This window comes from Burkholderia sp. MS455, assembly GCF_016899445.1.
Lineage (GTDB): Bacteria > Pseudomonadota > Gammaproteobacteria > Burkholderiales > Burkholderiaceae > Burkholderia > Burkholderia pyrrocinia_C.
In genome coordinates, this window is the sequence record NZ_CP041779.1 from 701,799 (window position 1) to 721,901 (window position 20,103).

A 20,103-nucleotide genomic window follows, 5' to 3' on the forward strand; every position below is an offset into this window, starting at 1 on the left:
TGTCATCCTTGACATGCAACCATTTGGTTGCATAATAAGACCATCGACCCGGGAGCGGCATGGACCTCGTTTTCAAGGCGCTGGCCGATGCCACGCGCCGTCAGTTGCTCGACCTGCTGCATGCGAAAAGCGGCCAGACCCTGTCCGGGCTGTGCGACGGACTCGCGATGAGCCGGCAGGCCGTGAGCAAGCATCTCGCGTTGCTCGAGGCCGCGAACCTCGTCGCGACCGCATGGCGCGGCAGGGAGAAGCTGCATTACCTGAATCCGGTGCCGATCCACGACATCGCGGAACGCTGGATCGGCAAGTTCGAGCGTCAGCGCCTGCAGGCGCTGGCGGATCTCAAGCGCGGGCTGGAAGCGGCCCGCGGCACAGGAGACGACGATGGGTAATCCCGCCTTTGTGTACGTGACCTTCATCGCGGCGACGCCCGAGCGCGTGTTCGACGCACTGACCAACGCCGAGCTGACGAAGGACTACTGGGTACGGCATCGCAACGCGTCGCCCGACTGGCGGCCGGGCTCGCGATGGGAACATCAGGACTACGACGATCCGTCGCGTGTCGACATCGTCGGCGAAGTGGTCGAGAACGATCCGCCGCACCGGCTGGTCGTCACGTGGCGTACGCCGTCGGGAGACGGCGAGGAGTCGCGCGTGACCTATCTCGTCGAGCCGTACGAGGGCGTCGTGAAGCTGACCGTCACGCACGACGGGCTCGAGGCCGGTTCGGAGATGGATCGCGGGATTCGCGGCGGGTGGCCGGTCGTGCTGTCGAGCCTGAAGACGCTGCTCGAGACGGGGCAGGCACTGCCGTTCACGATGGGGCGCTGGTCGAAGTCGAAGCACTGACGCGCGCCGGCGGGAGGAGCGCGCGGGTGCCGCGATGGCGGCCCCGCGCGATGGTGTCGCTTACGCGTTGCCTTCCGGCGCGGCCGGGCGCGCCTTCACGCTGCCGGCGATCAGGTCGAAGCGGAACAGCCGGCATTCGAGCGCGCCGTTGAACAGCGGCGTCTTCGCCGATTCGCGCAGCCGCAACTGGCCCGGCAGCGAACGGTCGGACGTCAGCAGGAATGCCTGCCAGCCCGTGAAGCGCTGTTTCAGCGCATCGCCGAGCGCGTTGAAGAACTCGCTGTCCGGCGCGTCGGTGTGCGTGCGGCGGAACGCATCGTCGTTGCCGCGGTTGCGGCCCGTCTCGCGCACCTCGCCGCGCGCGCTGCGGCCGCGCACTTCGATCCGCTCGCCGTACGGCGGGTTCGCGAGGATGATGCCCGGCCCGTCGCACGGCGGCGTCATCCCGCGGGCGTCGACCTGCTTGAGCCACACCGACGGCACGCCTGCGCGCTCGAGGTTCGCGCGCGCCTTCTCGAGCATGTCGCCGGAAATGTCGCTGCCGTACACGCCGAGCGCGTCGCCGCGCTTGCCGCGCGCCGCGCGCTTCGCGTCGAGCGCCGGGACCTTCAGCCCCTGCCACGCGGTGATGTCGTACTGCTTGAGCTTTTCGAAGCCGAACCGGCGCTCGACGCCCGGCGCCACGCCGAGCGCGATCTGCGCGGCTTCCGCGAGGAACGTGCCGCTGCCGCACATCGGGTCGTACAGCGGCGTGCCGGGCGCCCAGCCCGTCAGGCGCAGGATGCCGGCCGCGAGGTTCTCGCGCAGCGGCGCCGCGCCCTTGTCAAGGCGCCAGCCGCGCTTGAACAGCGGCTCGCCCGATGTGTCGAGGTACAGCGTGCACTCGTTGGCCGTCAGGAACGCGAACACGCGCACGTCCGGCGCACCCGTGTCGATGCTCGGGCGGGCGCCGGTCTTGTCGCGCATCCGGTCGCAGATCGCGTCCTTCACGCGCAACGTCGCGAATTCGAGGCTTTTCAGCGGCGACTTGATCGCGGTGATGTCGACGCGCAGCGTCTGGGTCGCCGCGAACCAGCGCTCCCACGGCTGCTCGAGCGCGAGCGCATAGACATCCTGCTCGTTGCGGTACGCGCGGTGCGCGATCTTCAGCAGGATCCGGCTCGCGATCCGAGAATGGAGGTTCGCGGCCATGCCGGCGGCCCAGCCGCCGCTGAAATGGACGCCGCCCGGCACCTGCGTGCCCGCGGTGAACGGCGCGCCGTTCAGGTGGCGGCCGGCGATTTCGGCCAGCTCGGCGGCAAGCGCCGCTTCGAGGCCGCGCGGGCAGGGGGCGAAGAATTCGTACAGGGTGGGCGAGGACATAAGGCGGGTGAGGACGTGCAAAAGTCCACCATTGTACGCGGCGCGGGCGACCGGGGCCGGCGTTTCGGCGCGGCGACGCAGGCGCGACGGCGGCGTTCGCGCGGGGAGGCCGGCGCGACGGCGCCCGGTCGGGCACCGCCGCGCCGCCGCAGGCTCAGTGCGCGCCGGGCTGGCCGGTGCGCGCGGCCTGGCCGCCGGCCGGCCAGAACAGCGCGAGCGGATTCGACAGCACCGTGCGGACGATCGCGGCGACGAGCGCGCGCACCTTGGTCGGGCGCAGGCTGCGCGAGCGCACGGCCATCGTGAACGCGAGTGCGAAGCTCACGAGCACGTTGAGGATCGCCATGCTGAGCACGCCGGCGCCGGCCCACCACAGCTCGGGCGTCCCGAGCGCACCCTTGCCCAGCACGCCGAGCGCGACGCCGATCGAGCCGGCCGACAGCGTCACGTGCCGCACCTCGAACGGGAACATGAACACGGTGACGATCGCCGGAACGAGGCCGAGCATCAGGCCAAGGCCGACGTTCGCGACCACGCCCGCGACGTTCGACCGGCAGAAGTGCGCGAGCTTCGCGGCGCCGGCCGCGCCGAGCGTCAGGCGCAGCCGGCGGTTGTAGGTGAGCGCGTCGCCGACCCGGTGCAGCACGAACCAGTTGTCGGCCCAGCCCGCCAGCAGGCTCGACGCCCACAGCAGCACGCCCGTCAGCGCCGCGTAGAGCGGCGTCGGGCCGAGCAGCGAGAACGAGTGCAGCGTCGCGTGCGCCTTCTCCGGCGAGATCAGGTTCGCGTGCAGCACGTTGCCCGCGAACAGCTGCACGAGCAGGCACACGGGCAGCACGACGAGCACGTTGCCGGAAATCGCGGCCGCCTGCGTGCGGATCAGCGCGATCACCGACGACACGAACGCCTTCACGCCTTCGTCGTGGCCGGTGTCGTCGAGTTCGCGCGCGAGCGTCGGCGCGGTCATCGCGGGCTGCTTGGTCGCGAGCGTGAAGTGCAGGAAGTGCATCAGCATGAAGCTGGCCGCGTAGTTGATGCCCGCGAGCAGCCCTTCGAGCATCGACTGCAGGTGCGCGCCCGTGATCGCAAACTTCACGCACACGGTCACGACCGTGACGAGGCCGCCGCCGGCGGCCATCCGCAGCATCTTCAGGTACTCGGCGCGGCCGCGCGAGATGTAGTGCTCGCCGGTGTCCGCGTTGGTCTCGACGAGCTTGCGCGCGAACAGCGAGAAGTTGCTGCGCACGAGGTGCGTGACGCTCTGGCTGTTCTGGTTCGCGTCGACCAGCTCGGCCGTCAGGCGTGCCATCCCGTGCAGGTCGTCGCGTGCCATCCACGCGTTCAGCAGCGTTTCGGCGCGCAGGATGCGCATGCGCATCCGTTCGACCTGGAACACGATGTCGACCGACACGCCGTTGCGGTACAGGTGCGAGAACACGTTGTCGACCGCGATCCGGCATTCGTCTAGCAGCACGCGCAGGTAGTTCACCTCGTGCAGCAGCTTGCTCGGGTCGCCGCCGTCCTCGACGGCCGCATGTGCGGTCTCGACCGCGAGCATCGCGCGCGTGAGGCGATAGAACGGCTGCGTTTCGAGCGGCTGGCGCGCGTCGTCGTCGGACAGCCGGCTGCGCACCGTCTGCGACAGGCCGGTCGAGCTGATCTGGCAGGTCAGGTTGTGCAGCGCGGCCAGCAGATCGCGCGAGAACGAGCCGGGCTCGTGGCGCTCTTCGTCGGTGACGTCGAACGAGAACAGCTCGGCGAGGCGCGCGAGCAGGTCGTCGGGCAGCGCGTCGATCCATTGCGCGTCCCCGGGGGCCGGGAACATCAGCGTGAACAGCGCCGACAGTTCGCGGCGGTTCGGCGCGGGCGGGATCAGCGACGAGTCGATCCGCTCGAACAGCGCGCCGAAGAAGCCCGAGTGCACGGGCATGCCGGCGTCGCACAGCAGCGAGATGCCGTCGCACTCGCGCAGGATGCCGCGCAGGATGCGTGCGGCATGCGATTTCCATGCGGGGTTGCGATCGAGCACGTGGAACAGGTAGCGCAGCCGCGCATGGGCCGGATACGCGCGTGCGTCGGCGTCGCGCTCGGCCGGCGCGTCCTGCATCGTGCCGTTGCGGCGCAGCCAGTGCGCGAGCTCGATCAGCCATTCGCTGCGCTCGGCGTATGACGCATCGGCGTCGGCGTGCGCGAGCAGCGCATCGAGCTGGTGGCCGGCATTGCGCGACGCGCGCCACTTCTTGATCAGGGTCGTCAGGGAACGAAACATAAACGGAATAGCGAAAGCCCTGGACGGGCGGGTTCGGGATGCCGGCCGGGAATGCGGCACGGCGCCGGGGAGAGCGGGTGAGACGGGGCCGGTTGCCGGACGATCCGCGGCACGGCTGCCCCGCTGCGGTGCACGCCGATCGCGTCCGGGCGCGGGGAGGCACGGCAGTCGGGCCGAATGCGGCCCGGTGCCGCCGGCTCGCGCGCACGACGAGCGGCGCGAGCCTGAAAGTGCGTAGGATCGTCAATCGGGCCGGAAAATGCAAGCCGACCGCGTTGCATGGTGCCGGTTCCGGTCGACTTTGACAAACAATGCAAAGCCGCCGTTCGGCCGATGAAGGCGCGCTGTGCGATCAGCTGCGGCAGCGTCATGCAAGCGGCTGCCGGCAGCCGCGCCGCGTCGGACGAAGCCGCACTGGCGAACGGTTCTTCAGACGTCCGTCAGCGCTGCCGGCTCATGCGCCGCCGGACTTGCCCGTCGCGCCGGCGTCGCCGCCGGACGTCGGGACGGCCGGGCACGGCACGACCGGCGCGGCGGCCGTCTTGCTGCCGGCCGCGGGCGCCGCCGCGGGCGTCGCGCCGCGGCTTGCGGCCATCGCGCGCACGCCGGCCGCGGCCTGCGTGGCGATCACGTCGAGCGCGCGCCGATGGCCGGCGACGAGCGCGTCGTAGCTGTCGGCGACCGGTTCCGCGACGCTCGTGCGGCAGGTCATCACGGCCTGCGTGCCGAGCGGGCGCACGCTCCACACGGCGTCGACCGCTGCGCGCTTGCCGGGCCACGACTCGAAGCGCTGCACGTTCACGCTGACGCGATACACGGGCACGCCGGGCGGGTACGCGGAATTCGCGACGTCGATCGTGCCGAGCTGCGCGGCGAGATCGTCCGACAGCGCACGGCGGATCTCGTCGGCGGGCGGCGACGCCCAGCGTTCCTGCTCGAGCACGTCGACCTGCGCGGCGTTCTTCTGCACGACCAGCTGGTTCTTCGCGACCTGCTCGGGCACGCCGACGGACGGCACCTCGATCAGGAACGCCGGGTTGGCCGGCGCGGTGCGCACCGGGGCCGCGGCGTCGGCCGGGCTGAGCGTATAGAACCGCGCGGGCGGCGAGCTGCACGCGGCGAGCGCGAGTGCGGCGAAGGCCGCCGCCGCGCCGCTCGCAAAACCGTTCACGCGTGTCGTCATTGTTTATCTCCTGGCTTGCCCTTGAGCAGCGATTCGGGGTGACGCTCCAGATAATCGGCGAGCGCGTTCAGCGACTGCAGCGTGCGCGTGAGCTCCTTCAGCGCGCCGCGCACGTCGGACTGCAGCGGCGAATCCTGCTGCAGCGTCGCCTCGGCGGTCGAGAAGGTCTGCTTCGCGGCCGACAGCGTGTCGCGCGCTTCCGGCGCGACCTGCGTGTCGAGCTGCTTGAACAGCTTGTCGGCGTTCGACAGCGCGCTGTTCAGGTTCGCGCCGATCTGGTCGAACGGCACCTTGTCGAGTTTCTTCGCGATGTCGGCGACCTGCAACTGCAGTTCGTCGAGCGTGTTCGGCACGGTCGGCAGCTCGAGCGGCTGGCGCGCCATGTCGATCTTCACGGCCGGCGCCTTCGGGAAGAAGTCGAGCGCGACGTAAAGCTGGCTCGTCAGCAGGTTGCCGGTGCGCAGCTGGCCGCGCAGCCCGTGCTGGACGAGCCGTTCGACGATCTCGCGGCGGGCCGGTTCGCCCTTGCTCTCGATCGTTTCGCGGAAGCGGCGGCCGAGGCGCTCCGGATACACGTTCATCGTCACCGGCATCGTGAAGTTCTTCGTCTTCGGATCGTAGTCGATGCCGATGTTCGTTACTTCGCCGAGCACGATGCCGCGGAAGTCGACCGTCGCGCCGACGGCGAGCCCGCGCAGCGACTGGTTGAAGTTCATCACGACCTGCAGCGGCTGGCCGTCCGGGTCGCGCATCGCGTCGCCCTCGTCGGAGGCCAGACGGAACGTCGTGTTGTTCGGTGCCGTCGCGCCGCTGCCCTGGTTCGGCGGCGTCTGGAATGCGATGCCGCCGAGGATCACCGTCGCGAGCGACTGCGTGTTCAGCTTCAGGCCGCTCGAATCGAGCCGCAGGTCGACGCCGCTGGCCTGCCACCAGCGCGAGTTTACGCCGACGTACTGGTCGTACGGCGCAGTAACGAACACGTTGACCGTGACGCCCGTGCCGTCCTTGTCGAGCGAGAAGCCGACCACCTGGCCGACCTGCACGCGGCGGTAGTAGACGGGCGAGCCGATGTCGATCGAGCCGAGCGAATCGCCGCGCAGCACGTATTGCGTGCCTTTCTGGTCGCCCGTGACGGCGGGCGGCGTTTCGGAGCCCGTAAAGTCGGTCAGCGTATCCTGCCCGTGGCCGGCGTCGACGCCGATATACGCGCCGGACAGCAGCGTGCCGAGGCCCGACACGCCGGTCGCGCCGACGCGCGGCCGCACGATCCAGAAGCGCGAGCCCTTGACCGCGAAGTCCTCGGCTTCCTTCTTGAGCTGCACCTGGACGAGCACGCGCGACAGATCTTTCGACAGCTTGATCGTCTTGACCATGCCGATCTCGACGTCCTTGTACTTGACCTGGGTCTTGCCGGGTTCGAGCCCTTCGGCGCTGTGGAAGCTGATCGTGATTTCCGGACCGCGCTCGCGCACGGACTTGATCACGAGGCCGATGCCGATCAGCGCGGCGATCAGCGGCACGAGCCACACGAGCGACGGCAGCCAGCCGCTTTTCGTCGAGATCGTCGGGTCGGGCGGCCGGGGCTGGTCGTGCTGCGGGCCTTGCGGACTATTCATGGTGATTCCCTGAGGTTTCGACTGGATCCCAGATCAGGCGGGGATCGAACTGCATCGATGCGAGCATCGTCAGGATCACGACCGAGCCGAACGCGATCGCGCCGGGGCCGGCCGTGATGACGGCGAGCGAACGGAAATGGACGAGCGCGACGGTGAGCGTCACGACGAAGATGTCGAGCATCGACCAGCGGCCGATGCGCTCGACGATCCGGAACAGGCGCGTGCGCTGCAGCGGCCGCCACGGCGAGCGGCGCTGCGCGCTGATCACGAGGATCAGCAGCACGCCGAGCTTGAGCATCGGCACGAGGATGCTCGCGACGAACACGACGACGGCGAGCGGCCAGTCGCCCGACACCCAGAAATAGATGACGCCGCTCATGATCGTGTCTTCCTGCGAGCCGACGATCGATGCGGTGCGCATGATCGGCAGCAGGTTCGCCGGAATGTAGAGGATCGCGGCCGCGAGCAGCAGCGCCCAGGTGCGCATGATGCTGTTCGGGATGCGGAAATGCAGCGCGGTGCCGCAGCGCGCGCAGTGCGCATGCGGCCGGTCCAGCGTCTGCACGAGTCCGCACGTGTGGCAGCTCGCATAGCCCTCGCGGGCGGCGGTCGGCGTCGTCATCGGCGGGCGGCCTCGGGCGGCGGCGCGGCGCTGTCGGGCGGCTCCGGCTGTCCGGGCGGGCGCCCGGCGCGCAGGTCGTCGGCGATGTCCCACAACGTGCGCGGATCGAACATCAGCACGACGGCGATCATCAGCGTGAGCGCGGCGAACGCGAACAGCGCGGCATCGGGAACGACACGTGCGAGGCTCACCATCTTCACGATCGTCACGACGATCCCGAGCATGAACACCTCGATCATGCCCCATGGCCGCACGAGCTCGATCGCGCGCAGCACCAGGTTGAAACCGGGCGGCACGACGCTGCGCCGGATCGGCAGCAGCAGGTACAGCAGCGCGGCCATCTCGACGAGCGGGAACAGCACGGTCGAGCAGAACACCATCACGCCGACGACCGCCATGTCCTGGCGCCACAGCGAGTCGATCGCGCCGATCAGCGTCGTCTGCACGCGATTGCCGTTCACGTCCATTTCGAGGATCGGGAACGCCTGCGCGATCGTGAACGTGATCAGCGCCGCGAGCGCGAGCGCGCAGATCCGCTCGATCTGCGTGGTGCTGTCGCGATAGAGCAGTGCGCCGCAGCGCGGACAGCGCGCGATTTCGCGGCGGCCGAGGCGCGGTTTGTGCAACAGTGCGTCGCACTCGTGACAGGCAATCAGGTCGTTTCGTTGCATGGAAAAAGCGGTTGCGCGACGGCGGGAGAACGCGTCGACGGGGCCGGAACCCGCGCCAATCTTACCAAAACGTCTTTTTCGCGGTGTCAACGATCGTGTGTTCAGTGACCGATCGGTAACATGACGGGGAGCGGGCAGCAGGCTGACACGCCTGTTCTCAGAGTCCGCGCAGGTCCAAAGGTTGCGGTAGCATGGCGCCCTTGACAAGCGTCGGACTCATGGCCGGCGCGGCTGTTCGCTGAACTGAGGAATCCAAGATGGTATCGAATTCGCTGCCGGCCAGGCCGGTACGCTATACGCAGAGCGCGATCGCGCTGCACTGGCTGATCGCGCTGCTGATCGTCTGCGCCTTCGCACTGGGCTGGGTGATGACGGACATCCCCGGCTTCACGCCGACGAAGCTGAAGTACTTCTCGTGGCACAAGTGGCTCGGTGTGACGGTGTTCGCGCTGGCCGTGGTGCGCGTGCTGTGGCGCGCGACGCACGTGCCGCCGCCGCTGCCGGGCGGCACGCCGGCGTGGCAGCGTGCGGCGTCGCACGGCGTGCACATCCTGCTGTACGCGCTGATGCTGGTGATTCCGATCACGGGCTACCTGTACAGCTCGGCGTCGAACATCCCGGTCGTGTACCTCGGCATCGTGCCGCTGCCGCGGCTGATCGATCCCGATCCGGTGCTCAAGGAAACCTTCAAGACGCTCCACGTGTCTTTGAATTACATTCTGCTTGCGCTCGTCTCGCTGCACGTGCTCGCGGCGCTCAAGCACCAGTTGTTGGACCGCGACGGCCTGCTGTCGCGGATGCTTCCCTTTGCCAAATGAAGGATTCCATGAAAGTGTCTTTCTCCCGCTCCATGCTGACCGCGTTCGCCGCGGTGTCACTTGTCGCGTCGGGCGCGGCGCTCGCCGATGTCGATCTCGCGAAGAGCAAGGTGTCCGCCGTGTCGAAGCAGATGAACGTGCCGACCGAGGGCGCGTTCAAGAAGTTTTCCGCGCAGGTGAAGTTCGATCCGGCGAAGGCCGCGCAGGGCAGCGCGCAAATGACGATCGACGTCGCGAGTTATGACCTCGGCGACAAGATGTACAACGACCAGGTCGCCGGCAAGGACTGGTTCGACGCGAAGACGTATCCGCAGGCGACGTTCGTGTCGTCGGCGATCGCACCGGCCGGCGGCAACAAGTACAACGTGACCGGCAAGCTGACGATCAAGGGCAAGTCCGAGGCCGTCACCGTGCCCGTCACGGTCACGCAGAGCGGCGCGACGCAGACCTTCGACGGCGTCCTGCCGATCAAGCGTTCGGCGTTCAACGTCGGCACCGGCGAGTGGAAGGACACGTCGATCGTCGCGGACGAAGTGCAGATCAAGTTCCATCTGGTCGCCACGAAGTAAGCGGCGGCCTGTCGCATCACCCGAATGCCGCGCGAGGGCGCGGCGCCGTTCCAAGGAGAATGAGTTGAAAAAGCATCTGATGATCGCCGCCGGCGCACTGGCCGCTTCGCTGTCGTTCTCGGCATTCGCCGACAGCGCGACGTACCAGTTCGACCCGAGCCACACGTACCCGAGCTTCGAGGCCGACCACTTCGGCGGCCTGTCGGTCTGGCGCGGCAAGTTCGACAAGTCGAAGGGCTCGGTGACGCTCGATCGCGCGGCGAAGACCGGCACGGTCGACGTGACGACCGAGATCGGCTCGATCAGCACGGGCAGCACGAAGCTCGACGAGCACCTGCAGACGGCCGAGTTCTTCGACGCATCGAAGTACCCGGAAGCGACCTACAAGGGCGCCATCAAGTTCGACGGCGACAAGCCGGTGTCGGTGGTCGGCAACCTGACGCTGCATGGCGTCACGAAGCCGCTGACGCTGAAGATCGATTCGTTCAAGTGCATGCCGCACCCGATGCTCAAGCGTGAAGTGTGCGGCGTCGACGCGATCGGCGAATTCAGCCGCGACGATTTCGGCCTCGACTACGGCAAGCAGTACGGCTTCAAGATGAAGACGAAGCTGCTGATCACGGCCGAAGCCGTCAAGCAGCAGTAACGCCGCCGGCCGGGCCTGCCGCCGCGCCGGCCCGCCGCGAGCCAACCGCCGCGTTCCCGTTGCCGGGAGCGCGGCGGTATTTTTTTGCGCGCCTATAATCGCCCGAGCGCCGCTCGCGGCGCCCGGCGGGCCGACGGCGCGGGCGTGGCCGCAGCCGCCTCGAACAGAACGTACAACGACAAGGAGATCGCCGATGCATGCCGCCACGCAGTCCCGTTCCATTGCCTCGTCGCCGCGCGTGTGGCGCGCGGTGGTCGCCGCGTCGATCGGCAACGCGCTCGAGTGGTTCGATCTCGTCGTCTACGGCTTCTTCGCGGTGACGATCTCGAAGCTGTTCTTTCCGGCCGGCAACGACACCGTGTCGCTGCTGCTCACGCTCGGCACGTTCGGCGTGTCGTTCTTCATGCGGCCGCTCGGCGCGATCGTGCTCGGCGCGTATGCCGACCGCGCGGGCCGCAAGGCCGCGCTTACGCTGTCGATCCTGCTGATGATGGTCGGCACGCTGATCATCGCGGTGCTGCCGACCTACGAGACGATCGGCGTCGCCGCGCCGGTGATCCTCGTCGCCGCGCGACTGATGCAGGGCTTCTCGGCCGGCGGCGAGTTCGGCAGCGCGACCGCGTTCCTCGCCGAACACGTGCCGGGCCGGCGCGGCTTCTTCGCGAGCTGGCAGGTCGCGAGCCAGGGGCTCACGACGCTGCTCGCCGCCGGCTTCGGCACCGTGCTGAACGCACAGCTCTCGGCCGCGCAGATGGCTTCGTGGGGCTGGCGCGTGCCGTTCTTCTTCGGGCTGCTGCTCGGGCCCGTCGCGTACTACATCCGCACCAAGGTCGACGAGACGCCCGAATTCCTCGCGGCCGAGGGCACCGCGAACCCGCTGCGCGACACGTTCGCATCGCACAAGGCGCGTCTGGTCGCCGCGATGGGCGTGGTCGTGCTCGGCACCGTCGCGACCTATCTCGTGCTGTTCATGCCGACCTACGGCGTGAAGCAGCTCGGCCTCGCACCGTCCGCCGCGTTCGCGGCGATCCTCGCCGTCGGCGTGATCCAGATGGCGTTCGCGCCGCTCGTCGGCCACTGGTCGGATCGTTACGGCCGCGTGCGCGTGATGATCGCGCCGGCCGTCGGCATCCTCGTGCTGATCTATCCGGCATTCGCGTATCTGGTCGCGCATCCGGGCTTCGGCACGCTGATCGCGCTGCAGGTGCTGCTCGCATTCCTGATGACGGGCTACTTCGCGGCGCTGCCGGGCCTGCTGTCCGAGGTGTTTCCGGTGCAGACGCGCACGACCGGGATGTCGCTCGCGTATAACGTCGCGGTGACGATCTTCGGCGGCTTCGGGCCGTTCATCATCGCGTGGCTGATCCGTGCGACCGGCCTGAAGACCGCGCCGAGCTTCTACCTGATGTTCGCGGCCGTGCTGAGCCTCGCGGCGCTGGTCGTGCTGCGCCGGCGATTCGGCTTCCGGTAGCAGGGCGGACGGCGGCGCGTCAGTTGCCGCCGCGTTCGCACACGGGCTGCGCGGGCATCAGTTGCGCCGGCGCGTCGACGGTCCGCACGGGGCGCCCCGCGAGCGCGGCGAGCGCCTGCTGCAACTGCCAGTCGTCGGCGGTGCCGAATGCGCGCTGCGGCAGCGCCGCGCTCTTCGACGTATCGACCTTCGCGCGTACGCGCGCTTCGCGCAGCTTCTGCCGTTCCTTGCGCACGTGCTCGAACGGGTCGGGTGTCAGCCGGTCCGCATACGGCGCGCGTGCGAGATCGACTTCCCGGTACCACAGCAGTACGCCGTCGACGTCCGAGTCGCGGCGCGGCGGCACGAGCCAGTCCGGCACGACGCCGTAGCCGTCCATCGGGCAGCCGTTCGGCCGCAGGTTGCGCGCGAACGTGAAGTTCAGGCGCGTGCCGTCGATCAGGTCGACGCCGGTCTGCGCGAGCCCTTTCCCGTAGGTGGGCATGCCGAGCAGTTTCGCGCGGCCGAGATCCTTCAGCGCCGCCGCGGTCGCTTCGGCGGCCGACGCGCTTTGTCCGTCGACGAGCACGACGAGCGGCACGGTGCGCCACCAGTCGTCGGCCTGCAGCGGCGCGAGCGGAGCCTGTCCGTGCATCACCGGCAGTTCGTAGTCGGGCCAGTTGGTCGTGTAGCGGCGGCGGTTGGCATCGCCGCGCTCGACCGTCACCATCGCGGTGCGGTCGCGTCCGGCGAACAGCGCGGCGATGCCGATCGCCGCATTGAGCGCGCCGCCGCCGTTGATGCGCAGGTCGAGAATCATCCCTTTCACCGGCGGGCCCGCGCGGCGCGCGACCTGCACCGCGTCGATGTAGTCGCCGACCGCCGGCTCCGGAAAGCTCGACAGCCGTGTGTACAGGATGTCGCCGTCGAGCCGCTTCGCGATCGCCGGATGCGGCTTGACGATCGCGCGCACGGGCGCGAAGCTCAGCGCCGCGTGGTTCGGGCCGCGCTGCACCGTGAGCTTCAGCGGGACGCCCGCATCGCCCTTCGCGAGTTTCACGAGCTCGCTGCTGTCGATGCCGACGACGCTCCTGTCGTTCATCGCGACGACGAGGTCGTCGGGACGCACGCCGGCCTTCTCGGCCGGTGCGTCGGGAATCACGTCGATGATGTGCAGCCCGTCGGGCCGCGTCTCGAAGACGATCCCGATGCCCGGCGTGCCGTCGCGCGCGCGCCGCTCGTCGTCGAGCTGCTCCTGGCGTTCCTTCGCGTTGAAGAAGCGTGCGTACGGCAGCGTCTTGATCCCGTCGTGGGTCGCGGCGTCGAGCAGCGCGCCGATGTCGACGTCGGTCAGGTGCTGCTTCTTCAGCACTTCGACGGCGGCCTTCAGTTCGCAGATCTGCGGCTCCCAGTCGGGCGGGCAGGGCGACGGCGATGCGGCGGCAGGCTGGGAGGCCGGGGGAACAGGCGGGGCGACGGGTTGTGAGACAGGCGGTGCGGCGGGCGGCGCGGCTGTTGGTGCGGATGCCGACTGTGCGCCGGCAGGTTGCGTGTACGGCAGCAATGCAGCCGCGACGGCTGCGCAGCCGGCGAGGCGACGAACGACACACATCGGAGGCATCATCGGGGCCGCATGTTCGGACGGGGGCGAGGGTGCATGCCTGCCGGCGCGCGGCCGGCATGTAGCGGGGCAGGGTGGTAACGATTGTAGCCGACGCCCGTGACGGCGCCTGTCGGGCTGGCCGCACGCTGCACGGCGGCGGCCCTCGCATGAAAAAAAGGCCGGTCCAACAGGACCGGCCTTCTTGCGGTTGCCGAAACGGCGCGGCGCTTAAACCTGCGCGCCCGCGTTCGGATCGTCCGGATCGTGCGCGGTCTTCTTGTCCTTGATCAGGTCTTCGCGCTTGATGCCGAGCCACATCGCGAGCGAGCCCGCGACGAACACCGACGAGTAGATGCCGAACATGATGCCGACCGTCAGCGCGAGCGCGAAGTAATGCAGCGTCGGGCCGCCGAAGAAGAACATCGACAGCACCATCATTTCCGTCGACGTGTGCGTGATGATCGTCCGCGACATCGTGGTCGTGATCGCGTGGTTGATCACTTCCTGCACGCTCATCTTGCGTTCGCGGCGGAACGTCTCGCGGATCCGGTCGAAGATGACGACCGACTCGTTGACCGAGTAGCCGAGCACCGCGAGGATCGCCGCGAGCACCGCCAGCGAGAACTCCCACTGGAAGAACGCGAAGAAGCCGAGAATGATCACGACGTCGTGCAGGTTGGCGATGATGCCGGCGACCGCGTACTTCCATTCGAAGCGGAACGACAGGTAGATCACGATGCCGATCACGACGCACGCGAGCGCGAGCAGGCCGTCGGTCGCGAGCTCCCGGCCGACCTGCGGGCCGACGAACTCGACGCGCTGCAGCGTGACGTCCGGGCTCTGCGCCTTCAGCGCGGTCATCACCTGGTCGCTCTGCTGCGCGGACGTGAGGCCTTCCTTCAGCTGCAGCCGGATCAGCACGTTGCGCGACGTGCCGAAGTTCTGCACCTGCGCGTCGGCGTAGCCGAGCTTGCCGAGCGTCGCGCGCACCGGTTCGAGTTCCGCGGCCTGCTGGTACTGCACCTCGATCACCGTACCGCCGGTGAATTCGACGGACAGGTGCAGCCCGCGGTGGAACAGGAAGAACACGGCGGCGAGGAACGTGACCAGCGAGATCACGTTGAACACCAGCGCGTGCCGCATGAACGGAATGTCTTTACGGATGCGGAAAAATTCCATGGTCTCGTCTCCGGGGCCTTATTGGGTCGAGCCCGGTTTCTTCGGCGACACGCCTTGCTGCGCGCGGTTGCGCAGCTGCGGCTTGCCGGCGCGCGGCGCATTGCCCTTCGCGGGTGCGGCGAGCTTCGCGGCGCGCGCGGTGTCGGTCGATTCGTCCGCGTCGGTGAACGACGCGGCGGCAGCGGCGCCTTCCGGCCTCCACACCTGGCCGATCGCGAGCGACTTCAGCTTCTTGCGGCCGCCGTACCAGAGGTTGACGATCCCGCGCGAGAAGAACACCGCGGAGAACATCGACGTCAGGATGCCGAGGCAGTGCACGATCGCGAATGCGCGAACCGGGCCCGAGCCGAACGCGAGCAGCGCGAGGCCGGCGATCAGCGTCGTGACGTTCGAGTCGAGAATCGTCGCCCACGCATGCGCGTAGCCGGCCTGGATCGCGAGTTGCGGCGGCTGGCCCGCGCGCAGTTCTTCACGCACGCGCTCGTTGATCAGCACGTTCGAGTCGATCGCCATGCCGAGCGCAAGCGCGATTGCGGCGATACCGGGCAGCGTCAGCGTCGCCTGCATCAGCGACAGCACGGCGACGAGCAGCAGCAGGTTGACCGACAGGCCGATCACCGAGACCACGCCGAACAGCATGTAGTACGCGATCATGAACACGGCGATCGCGCAGAAGCCCCAGATCACCGAGTGGACGCCCATCTTGATGTTGTCGGCGCCGAGGCTCGGGCCGATCGTGCGTTCCTCGATGATGTCCATCGGTGCGGCGAGCGAACCGGCGCGCAGCAGCAGCGCGAGGTCGGCCGCGGCCTGCGGCGTCGGCTGGCCCGTGATCTGGAAGCGGTCGCCGAGTTCCGACTGGATCGTCGCGACCGTCAGCACCTCGCCCTTGCCCTTCTCGAACAGCACCATCGCCATCGGCTTGCCGATGTTGTCGCGCGACACGGTGCGCACCGCGCGGCCGCCGGCCGAATCGAGGCGGATGTTGACCGACGGACGCTGGTGTTCGTCGAAGCCGGCCGATGCATCGATGATGCGGTCGCCGGTGAAGATCACGTCCTTCTTCAGCAGCACGGGCGCCTGGATGCCCTGCGTGAACAGTTCCTCGCCGGGAGGCACCGGGTCGTTCGGGTTCGGGTGCGTGTTGATCGGGTCGGCGAGGCGTGCCTCGAGCGTCGCGGTGCGGCCGATGATGTCCTTCGCCTTCGCGGTGTCCTGCACGCCCGGCAGCTCGACGACGATGCGGTCGCTGCCTTGCTGCTGCAGGATCGGTTCCGACACGCCGAGTTCGTTCACGCGGTTGTGGAGCGTCGTCAGGTTCTGCTTGAGCGCGGCGTCCTCGACGGACTTCTGCACGGCCGGCGTGAACGTGCCGACGACTTGCGTGCCGCCGCCGCCGGGCTGGGTCGCCCATTGCAGTTCGGTGACCGACTGCGCGAGCACCTTGCGCGCGTCTTCCGCGGTCTGCGCGTCGCTGAAGTTGACGACGACGGACTGGTCGACGCGGCTCACGCCGCCGTCGCGGATGTTCTTGTCGCGCAGCAGCGAGCGCGCGTCGGATGCGTCGGAGTCGAGCTTCTTCGTGAGCGCGCCCGTCATGTCGACCTGGAGCAGGAAGTGGACACCGCCGCGCAGGTCGAGGCCGAGATACATCGGCAGCGCGTGCAGGGCAGTCAGCCAGCGCGGCGATGCGCTCTGCAGGTTCAGTGCGACGACGTACTGCGGATCGTTCGGGTCGGCGTTCAGCGACTTCTGCAGCAGGTCCTTGACGCGCAGCTGCGTATCGGTGTCCTTCAGGCGCACGCGGATATTCGCGCCGGTCGCCGTGTTCTCGAAGGTGACGTCGTCCGGCGTGATCTGCGCGGATGCGAGCGCCGATTCGACCTGGGTCAGCGTGGTCGAGTCGAGCTTGACCGTGGCCTTGCCGCTCGACACCTGCACCGCCGGCGCTTCGCCGAAGAAGTTGGGCAATGTGTACAGAAGGCCGATGGCGAGCGCCACGACCATCACGACATATTTCCAGAGTGGGTAACGATTCATGAGGGGGCCGAACGGGTGGTTGGCGTGAAAGCGTCGCGTCCGGCGCCGCGGCGGCCCGCTCTCTCAGGCGGGCACGGCGCGGGGGGCCGGACGCTCGGTGAAGGGCTTACAGCGACTTGATCGTGCCCTTCGGCAGAATGGTCGTGACCGCAGCCTTCTGCACGGTGATTTCGGTGCCTTCGGCGATCTCGACGCCGATGTAGCCTTCGGTGACCTTCGTCACCTTGCCGACGAGGCCGCCGCTCGTGACGACTTCGTCGCCCTTGGCCATGGCCGCGAGCATGTTGCGGTGCTCCTTCTGACGCTTCATCTGCGGACGGATCATGATGAAGTAGAGCACGCCGAACATCAGGATGAGCGGCAGGAAGCTCATCAGGCTCGATTCGGCGCCACCGGCACCTTGAGCGAAGGCATTGGAAATGAACGGCACGTTGGTCTCTCCGTAGGGGAAGATCGAAAAATAAGCCGGTTATTCTACCACCGGCCCCATGCGCAAACGGCGCAGCAAATGCGCTTTCGGATCAAGCTGTTAAAGCGCGAACCGACACCATTGCGACTTGTTTGGAAAGGCAATTGTAATATTTGGCGGTCGGGTTCGGCAGTTGGAGCGCGTTATTTAGTACACGTCCTATGTGGCGAACCGCCGCGCGGCCCGTCGGCCCGTCAGTCGACGCCTCTGGCGCGGTCCTCCGCGAAGCGCTGGCGGAACGCGTCGAACGTATGGGTCTCGATCGCGTCGCGGATCTCGCTCATCAGCTGCAGGTAGTAGTGCAGGTTGTGGATCGTGTTGAGCTGCGCGCCGAGGATTTCGCCGACGCGGTGCAGGTGATGCAGGTAGCCGCGCGAGAAGTTCCGGCACGTGTAGCACGCGCAGCTTGCATCGAGCGGCTTCAGCGAGTTCTTGTGCGTCGCGTTGCGGATCTTCACGTCGCCGAAGCGCGTGAACAGCCAGCCGTTGCGCGCGTTGCGGGTCGGCATCACGCAGTCGAACATGTCGATGCCGTTGGCGACGCCCTCGACCAGATCCTCCGGCGTGCCGACGCCCATCAGGTAGTGCGGCTTGTTGGCCGGCAGCTTCGGGCCCACGTGCCGCAGCACGCGCATCATGTCTTCCTTCGGCTCGCCGACCGACAGCCCGCCGATCGCGAGGCCGTGGAAGCCGAGTTCCGACAGGCCCGCGAGCGATTCGTCGCGCAGGTCCTCGAACATCCCGCCCTGGACGATCCCGAACAGCGCATTCGGGTTGCCGAGCCGGTCGAACTCGTCGAGCGAGCGCTTCGCCCAGCGCAGCGACATGCGCATCGAGTCGGCCGCTTCCTTGTGCGTGGTCGGCACGCCGTCGGTCGCGTACGGCGTGCATTCGTCGAACTGCATCACGATGTCGGAGTTCAGCACCTTCTGGATCTGCATCGACACTTCCGGCGACAGGAACAGCTTGTCGCCGTTGATCGGCGACGCGAACGTGACGCCGTCCTCGGTGATCTTGCGCAGGTCGCCGAGCGAGAACACCTGGAAGCCGCCCGAGTCGGTCAGGATCGGCTTGTTCCAGCCCATGAAGTCGTGCAGGCCGCCGTGCGCGTCGATCGTGTCGAGGCCCGGGCGCAGCCACAGGTGGAACGTGTTGCCGAGGATGATCTGGGCGTTGATCTCGTGCAGCTCGCGCGGCTGGATCGCCTTCACGGTGCCGTAGGTGCCGACCGGCATGAAGATCGGCGTTTCGACCACGCCGTGGTTGAGCTTCACGCGGCCGCGGCGCGCGTGGCCGTCGGTCGTCAGCAGTTCGAATTCGAGCCCGTTTGCCGGGCGGTCCTGCACGGGGGCGTGCGTATCGTGATCGTGGGATGAGCCTTCGGTCATCGTGTCGTGCTCCTTGCTACCGGAGAACAGTCCGGCGCATGTTGGAAACGCTGCCGGGAGACCGGCAGCGGTAAAAAAACGGGTGCTGCCATCGCGGCGCGCGGGGCGGGCAAACGGCGAATGCGGGCCATGCCTACGCGTGCCGCGGCGCGCTTACGCGCGCGGCACCTCCGGCGTGTCGCGCCGCGTGAGCAGCATCGCGTCGCCGTAGCTGAAGAAGCGGTAGCGTTGGTCGATCGCGTGCCGGTACGCGGCGCGGATCGTCTCGACACCCGCGAACGCGGACACCAGCATCAGCAGTGTCGACTTCGGCAGGTGGAAGTTCGTGACGAGCCGGTCGACCACGCGAAAACGATAGCCGGGCGTGATGAAGATGTCGGTCTCGGCCTGCGTCGCCGCGAGCGGGCGGCCCGCTTCGTCGGCCGCGCGCGCGGCGGCTTCGAGCGCGCGCATCGACGTCGTGCCGACCGCGATCACGTTGCCGCCGCGCGCGCGGGTCGCGGCGATCTTGTCGACGAGCGACTGCGGCAGGTCGTACCACTCGCTGTGCATCCTGTGCTCGGCGATGTTGTCGACGCGCACCGGCTGGAACGTGCCGGCGCCGACGTGCAGCGTCAGCGTCGCGCGCTCGACGCCCATCGCGTCGAGCTTCTCGAGCAGCGGCTGGTCGAAGTGCAGCCCGGCCGTCGGCGCGGCGACCGCGCCCGGATTGCTCGCATAGACGGTCTGGTAGCGCGTTTCGTCGGTCGCGTCGGGATCGTGCTCGATATACGGCGGCAGCGGCAGGCGGCCGTACTGCTCGATCAGCGCGAGGCACGGCTCGGGGAAGTGCAGCGTGAAGAACGGCTCGACGCGCTCGCCGACGGTCACGTCGAACGCATCGGCAAGGCGCAGCGTCGTGCCGGCGCCGGGCGACTTGCTCGCGCGGATCTGCGCGAGCGCCGTGTGCGTGCCCGTCACGCGCTCGATCAGCACCTCGATCTTGCCGCCGCTGGCCTTCTGGCCGAAGAAACGTGCCTTCAGCACCCTGGTATCGTTGAAGACGAGCAGGTCGCCGGGCGCGATGCACGACGGCAGCTCGGTGAAACGGCGGTCGACGAGGCGCGCGGGCTCGACGGTGCGGTCGACCTCGAGCAGGCGGCTCGCGGTGCGGTCGGGCAGTGCGGTTTGCGCAATCAGCTCGGGCGGCAGATTGAAATCGAAATCGGAAAGCGTGAACATGCGGGCTGGTTCGAAGCGGCCGGCGGGCGTCGCCGGCGGGGCGGAAACGCGTAAATGGGGCGCGCGAGCCGCTATGATGACGGGATGCGCGGCCTGGCCGGCGTCGTTCGTTCGGACGACGTGAAAGCCGCTATTGTACTTGCCTTGC

18 protein-coding genes are annotated in these 20,103 nt (G+C 68.2%); 6 read left to right on the plus strand and 12 right to left on the minus strand.

All coding sequences use genetic code 11. The features are described 5' to 3' along the window. The first annotated feature begins 59 nt into the window (after positions 1 to 59). Complete coding sequence (locus tag FPJ27_RS22380; RefSeq protein ID WP_072436302.1) at positions 60 to 392, plus strand: winged helix-turn-helix domain-containing protein; 333 nt, start codon at positions 60 to 62, stop codon at positions 390 to 392. Then, complete coding sequence (locus tag FPJ27_RS22385; protein ID WP_204425808.1) at positions 385 to 849, plus strand: SRPBCC family protein; 465 nt, start codon at positions 385 to 387, stop codon at positions 847 to 849. Before FPJ27_RS22380 ends, FPJ27_RS22385 begins: the two co-directional genes overlap by 8 nt. A gap of 60 nt (positions 850 to 909) precedes the next feature. Here FPJ27_RS22385 and FPJ27_RS22390 read toward each other — a convergent pair whose 3' ends face one another. From FPJ27_RS22390 to FPJ27_RS22415, 6 genes are all read right to left on the minus strand, one after another. Beyond that, positions 910 to 2,211, minus strand: a complete 1,302-nt coding sequence (locus FPJ27_RS22390; protein ID WP_204425810.1) for a class I SAM-dependent RNA methyltransferase — start codon at positions 2,209 to 2,211, stop codon at positions 910 to 912. A 154-nt stretch (positions 2,212 to 2,365) separates the two neighbouring features. Next, the gene (locus tag FPJ27_RS22395; protein WP_204425812.1) at positions 2,366 to 4,480 is read right to left on the minus strand and encodes a site-specific recombinase; all 2,115 of its coding nucleotides are present in this window, start codon (positions 4,478 to 4,480) and stop codon (positions 2,366 to 2,368) included. A gap of 454 nt (positions 4,481 to 4,934) precedes the next feature. Continuing rightward, positions 4,935 to 5,663: a PqiC family protein gene (locus FPJ27_RS22400; protein WP_204425814.1), complete on the minus strand. Its 729-nt coding sequence runs from the start codon at positions 5,661 to 5,663 to the stop codon at positions 4,935 to 4,937. Continuing rightward, on the minus strand, positions 5,660 to 7,279 hold the full coding sequence (locus FPJ27_RS22405; protein ID WP_072436297.1) for an MlaD family protein: 1,620 nt from the start codon (positions 7,277 to 7,279) through the stop codon (positions 5,660 to 5,662). Before FPJ27_RS22405 ends, FPJ27_RS22400 begins: the two co-directional genes overlap by 4 nt. Then, positions 7,272 to 7,901 carry a paraquat-inducible protein A gene (locus tag FPJ27_RS22410; RefSeq protein WP_204425816.1) on the minus strand — a complete coding sequence of 210 codons (630 nt, stop codon included), beginning with the start codon at positions 7,899 to 7,901 and terminating at the stop codon, positions 7,272 to 7,274. The genes FPJ27_RS22405 and FPJ27_RS22410 overlap by 8 nt, the downstream gene beginning before the upstream one ends. After that, positions 7,898 to 8,572 carry a paraquat-inducible protein A gene (locus FPJ27_RS22415; RefSeq protein WP_204425818.1) on the minus strand — a complete coding sequence of 225 codons (675 nt, stop codon included), beginning with the start codon at positions 8,570 to 8,572 and terminating at the stop codon, positions 7,898 to 7,900. Before FPJ27_RS22415 ends, FPJ27_RS22410 begins: the two co-directional genes overlap by 4 nt. Before the next feature lie 257 nt (positions 8,573 to 8,829). Here FPJ27_RS22415 and FPJ27_RS22420 point away from each other — a divergent pair, with 257 nt between their 5' ends. The 4 genes from FPJ27_RS22420 (at position 8,830) to FPJ27_RS22435 (ending at position 12,076) form a co-directional block, all read left to right on the plus strand. Beyond that, positions 8,830 to 9,390 carry a cytochrome b gene (locus FPJ27_RS22420; protein WP_204425820.1) on the plus strand — a complete coding sequence of 187 codons (561 nt, stop codon included), beginning with the start codon at positions 8,830 to 8,832 and terminating at the stop codon, positions 9,388 to 9,390. An 8-nt stretch (positions 9,391 to 9,398) separates the two neighbouring features. After that, complete coding sequence (locus tag FPJ27_RS22425) at positions 9,399 to 9,959, plus strand: YceI family protein (protein ID WP_072436439.1); 561 nt, start codon at positions 9,399 to 9,401, stop codon at positions 9,957 to 9,959. A 64-nt stretch (positions 9,960 to 10,023) separates the two neighbouring features. Next, positions 10,024 to 10,605 carry a YceI family protein gene (locus FPJ27_RS22430; RefSeq protein ID WP_072436293.1) on the plus strand — a complete coding sequence of 194 codons (582 nt, stop codon included), beginning with the start codon at positions 10,024 to 10,026 and terminating at the stop codon, positions 10,603 to 10,605. A gap of 193 nt (positions 10,606 to 10,798) precedes the next feature. Further along, positions 10,799 to 12,076, plus strand: coding sequence for an MFS transporter (locus FPJ27_RS22435; protein WP_204425822.1), 1,278 nt, complete (start codon positions 10,799 to 10,801; stop codon positions 12,074 to 12,076). A gap of 19 nt (positions 12,077 to 12,095) precedes the next feature. Here the strand turns inward: FPJ27_RS22435 and FPJ27_RS22440 are convergent, their stop codons facing one another. The 6 genes from FPJ27_RS22440 to queA form a co-directional block, all read right to left on the minus strand. Continuing rightward, positions 12,096 to 13,667 carry a S41 family peptidase gene (locus FPJ27_RS22440; protein WP_204425824.1) on the minus strand — a complete coding sequence of 524 codons (1,572 nt, stop codon included), beginning with the start codon at positions 13,665 to 13,667 and terminating at the stop codon, positions 12,096 to 12,098. A 219-nt stretch (positions 13,668 to 13,886) separates the two neighbouring features. Continuing rightward, on the minus strand, positions 13,887 to 14,837 hold the full coding sequence (gene secF, locus FPJ27_RS22445) for a protein translocase subunit SecF (RefSeq protein ID WP_034182770.1): 951 nt from the start codon (positions 14,835 to 14,837) through the stop codon (positions 13,887 to 13,889). Between the two features lie 18 nt (positions 14,838 to 14,855). Beyond that, positions 14,856 to 16,877: a protein translocase subunit SecD gene (gene secD / locus FPJ27_RS22450; RefSeq protein WP_204425826.1), complete on the minus strand. Its 2,022-nt coding sequence runs from the start codon at positions 16,875 to 16,877 to the stop codon at positions 14,856 to 14,858. A gap of 106 nt (positions 16,878 to 16,983) precedes the next feature. Continuing rightward, positions 16,984 to 17,307, minus strand: coding sequence for a preprotein translocase subunit YajC (gene yajC / locus FPJ27_RS22455; RefSeq protein WP_034182772.1), 324 nt, complete (start codon positions 17,305 to 17,307; stop codon positions 16,984 to 16,986). A 233-nt stretch (positions 17,308 to 17,540) separates the two neighbouring features. After that, positions 17,541 to 18,734 (minus strand): tRNA guanosine(34) transglycosylase Tgt, encoded by a 1,194-nt coding sequence (gene tgt, locus FPJ27_RS22460; RefSeq protein WP_204425828.1) that lies wholly within the window; start codon positions 18,732 to 18,734, stop codon positions 17,541 to 17,543. Between the two features lie 153 nt (positions 18,735 to 18,887). Next, positions 18,888 to 19,955, minus strand: coding sequence for a tRNA preQ1(34) S-adenosylmethionine ribosyltransferase-isomerase QueA (queA, locus tag FPJ27_RS22465; RefSeq protein ID WP_204425830.1), 1,068 nt, complete (start codon positions 19,953 to 19,955; stop codon positions 18,888 to 18,890). Positions 19,956 to 20,103 lie beyond the last annotated feature (148 nt).

Bases quoted from the DNA above. Each gene is read 5' to 3' on its own strand.
- FPJ27_RS22390 (WP_204425810.1), bottom strand. From the start codon at position 2,211: ATGTCCTCGCCCACCCTGTACGAATTCTTCGCCCCCTGCCCGCGCGGC.
- queA (WP_204425830.1), bottom strand. From the start codon at position 19,955: ATGTTCACGCTTTCCGATTTCGATTTCAATCTGCCGCCCGAGCTGATT.
- FPJ27_RS22435 (WP_204425822.1), top strand. From the start codon at position 10,799: ATGCATGCCGCCACGCAGTCCCGTTCCATTGCCTCGTCGCCGCGCGTG.
- FPJ27_RS22385 (WP_204425808.1), top strand. From the start codon at position 385: ATGGGTAATCCCGCCTTTGTGTACGTGACCTTCATCGCGGCGACGCCC.
- secD (WP_204425826.1), bottom strand. From the start codon at position 16,877: ATGAATCGTTACCCACTCTGGAAATATGTCGTGATGGTCGTGGCGCTC.
- FPJ27_RS22415 (WP_204425818.1), bottom strand. From the start codon at position 8,572: ATGCAACGAAACGACCTGATTGCCTGTCACGAGTGCGACGCACTGTTG.
- FPJ27_RS22420 (WP_204425820.1), top strand. From the start codon at position 8,830: ATGGTATCGAATTCGCTGCCGGCCAGGCCGGTACGCTATACGCAGAGC.
- tgt (WP_204425828.1), bottom strand. From the start codon at position 18,734: ATGACCGAAGGCTCATCCCACGATCACGATACGCACGCCCCCGTGCAG.
- FPJ27_RS22380 (WP_072436302.1), top strand. From the start codon at position 60: ATGGACCTCGTTTTCAAGGCGCTGGCCGATGCCACGCGCCGTCAGTTG.
- FPJ27_RS22425 (WP_072436439.1), top strand. From the start codon at position 9,399: ATGAAAGTGTCTTTCTCCCGCTCCATGCTGACCGCGTTCGCCGCGGTG.
- FPJ27_RS22410 (WP_204425816.1), bottom strand. From the start codon at position 7,901: ATGACGACGCCGACCGCCGCCCGCGAGGGCTATGCGAGCTGCCACACG.
- FPJ27_RS22440 (WP_204425824.1), bottom strand. From the start codon at position 13,667: ATGTGTGTCGTTCGTCGCCTCGCCGGCTGCGCAGCCGTCGCGGCTGCA.
- FPJ27_RS22400 (WP_204425814.1), bottom strand. From the start codon at position 5,663: ATGACGACACGCGTGAACGGTTTTGCGAGCGGCGCGGCGGCGGCCTTC.
- FPJ27_RS22395 (WP_204425812.1), bottom strand. From the start codon at position 4,480: ATGTTTCGTTCCCTGACGACCCTGATCAAGAAGTGGCGCGCGTCGCGC.
- secF (WP_034182770.1), bottom strand. From the start codon at position 14,837: ATGGAATTTTTCCGCATCCGTAAAGACATTCCGTTCATGCGGCACGCG.
- FPJ27_RS22405 (WP_072436297.1), bottom strand. From the start codon at position 7,279: ATGAATAGTCCGCAAGGCCCGCAGCACGACCAGCCCCGGCCGCCCGAC.